Origin of the sequence: Muribacter muris (assembly GCF_001038205.1) — a bacterium.
In the GTDB taxonomy this organism is placed as follows: domain Bacteria; phylum Pseudomonadota; class Gammaproteobacteria; order Enterobacterales; family Pasteurellaceae; genus Muribacter; species Muribacter muris.
This window is the reverse complement of sequence record NZ_JWIZ01000099.1, coordinates 1-2,238: the sequence shown is the minus strand read 5'-3', so window position 1 is coordinate 2,238 and position 2,238 is coordinate 1. Positions and strand designations below refer to the sequence as shown.

Sequence of the window (2,238 nt, the reverse complement as noted above, 5' to 3'; positions counted from 1 at the left end):
CGGTGTAGATGAAAGCCAAATCAAAGCCTATTTTGAACGAACCAAAGGCAAACGCTACGACCTATGGGGTGCAATCGGCGTGGTATTAGGGTTCAAACAAAAACGGGATAAGTTTTTCTGTTCCGAATGGTGCTTCAACGCTATTCGCAACAGCGACCAAGGCTGGCGTTTTAGCCCGAATCAGTTGGCCGAGATTGTCAAACCCTAACTCACATTCCAAACTGCTCGCCTATGAGCGGTTTTCTTTTCACAATATCGGGCATTACTTGTTCACACATTCAAGGATTTCCAATGTCAGATGCCTACTTACACGGCGTGCGGGTGATTGAAGCCTCAGACGGTACACGCACGATTCGCACGGTGGCAACGGCGGTGATCGGGCTGGTTTGTACCGCCGATGATGCCGATGCCGATTTCTTCCCCCTTAATACCCCCGTTTTAATTACTAATCCAACCGCAGCAATGGCGAATGCCGGCAGTACCGGTACGTTAAAGCGTGCCTTAAATGCCATCGGGTCGATTGTAAATACACCAACGGTGATCGTGCGTGTTGCCGATTCTGAAGATAGCGACACGCTCACAGCGAACATTGTCGGCACAGTTACCGAAGAAGGTAAATATACAGGCTTGAAAGCCTTAACGGTGGCAAATTCAGTGGTGTTTGTCAAACCCCGTTTAATTGCTGTGCCGAAGTTTGATAATCAAGCGGTAGCAAGTGAAATTGGTGTGATCGCCAAAAAGCTGAACGGCTTTGGGTTTATTTCATCGAATGGGGCGACCACGAAGGAACAAGCGGTCAGTTACGCCCGTAATTTTGCCAGCCGTGAATTGATGATGATTCACGGGGATTTTCTCTCGTTTAATGCCGATACCGCAGCCACTGAGGTTGATTACGCCACAGTGCGGGCTTGTGCTATCCAAGCGTGGATTGATAAAAATATCGGCTGGCATAAAAATGTGTCGAATGTGGAAATTGCCGGCGTTACCGGCATTACCCACCCGCTCAGTTTTGATATTCAAGACGACAGCACCGATGTCAATTACCTCAACAGCAAAAATATCACCGTCTGTTTGAACAATAACGGCTTTAAGTTGTGGGGTTCTCGCACACTTTCCGCCGACACCCAATTTGCCTTTATGCAGGCGACCCGTTCAGCACAAATCATCAAAGATACGTTGGGCGAAGCGTTTGATTGGGCGATCGATAAACCGCTCACGCCAAACCTTGCCAAAGATATGTTGGAGATGATCAACAGCAAATTCCGCTTTTGGAAAAATCTCGGTTATTTGGTTGATGGCGAAGCGTGGCTGGACGTTGAGTTGAACAGTAAAGACCAGCTCAAAGACGGCAAATTCTTTATTAAATACAAATATATGTGGGTGCCGAGTTTGGAAAATCTGAATATGTACCAGTATATTGAAGATGAATATTTGGTTGATTTTGCCAGTAAAGTGGCATCTGCATAATCACGGAGAATAGCAATGGCATTACCTCGTAAACTGAAAAATTTTAACGGCTCGGTCGATTCGGTCAGTTATCACGGTGAGATCACCGAAGTTACGCTACCGAAACTGACACAAAAAATGGAAGAGTACCGCTCCGGCGGAATGTTTGCTCCGGTGAAAGTTAATCTCGGCCACGAATTGCTAGAAGCGGAATTTAAGGTCGGTGGTTTAACTACTAGCTTGCTCAAGCTCTACGGCAAAGGGATTCAGGACACAATGTTCCGTTTTAACGGCGCATACCAGCAAGACGACACGGACGAAGTGTCGGCGGTGGATATTCTGATGAAAGGTCGGATTGAAGAGATTGACGGCGGTAACAGTAAAGCCGGTGATGATACTGAGTTTAGCTACAAAATGGCGTTAAGCTACTACAAATTAAGCGTAGATGGTGCGGATATTATCGAAATTGACGTGCTGAACTATGTGTTTAAGGTGGACGGTAAAGATTTACTGAGCGAACACCGCAAAGCAATGGGGCTATAAGCCCCAAATTTCGTAACAAGCGGGTATTTCCGACTAATTTTTTGCAACAAAAAGGACAAATCCAATGAAACAAATTCAAACTGTTATCCTCAAAAACGGCATCGTGCGTGGGGGCAGAGCCTTTAATGAGATCACAATCCGCAAAGCGTTAGTGCCACAACTCAAAGGGCTTTCCCTGTTTGAACTCTACCGACTAGGGGCTGATGAATGGCGGGCATTATTGCCAAAGATTTCCGCCCCGAAACTCAC

General features: G+C 46.4%; 2 protein-coding genes and 2 pseudogenes. All 4 read left to right on the top strand.

The features are described 5' to 3' along the window. Positions 1-208: pseudogene (locus RO21_RS13180) on the top strand (enoyl-CoA hydratase); the annotation flags it as partial. Between the two features lie 83 nt (positions 209-291). Continuing rightward, complete coding sequence (locus tag RO21_RS11535; protein WP_047977927.1) at positions 292-1,467, top strand: phage tail sheath protein; 1,176 nt, start codon at positions 292-294, stop codon at positions 1,465-1,467. 15 nt (positions 1,468-1,482) lie between these two features. Next, positions 1,483-1,989: a phage major tail tube protein gene (locus tag RO21_RS11530; RefSeq protein ID WP_047977926.1), complete on the top strand. Its 507-nt coding sequence runs from the start codon at positions 1,483-1,485 to the stop codon at positions 1,987-1,989. 64 nt (positions 1,990-2,053) lie between these two features. After that, positions 2,054-2,238, top strand: a pseudogene (locus tag RO21_RS11525) (phage tail assembly protein); the annotation flags it as partial.

Excerpts from the sequence above, each read along its gene's own strand:
- RO21_RS11530 (WP_047977926.1), top strand. The coding sequence starts at position 1,483 with ATGGCATTACCTCGTAAACTGAAAAATTTTAACGGCTCGGTCGATTCG.
- RO21_RS11535 (WP_047977927.1), top strand. The coding sequence starts at position 292 with ATGTCAGATGCCTACTTACACGGCGTGCGGGTGATTGAAGCCTCAGAC.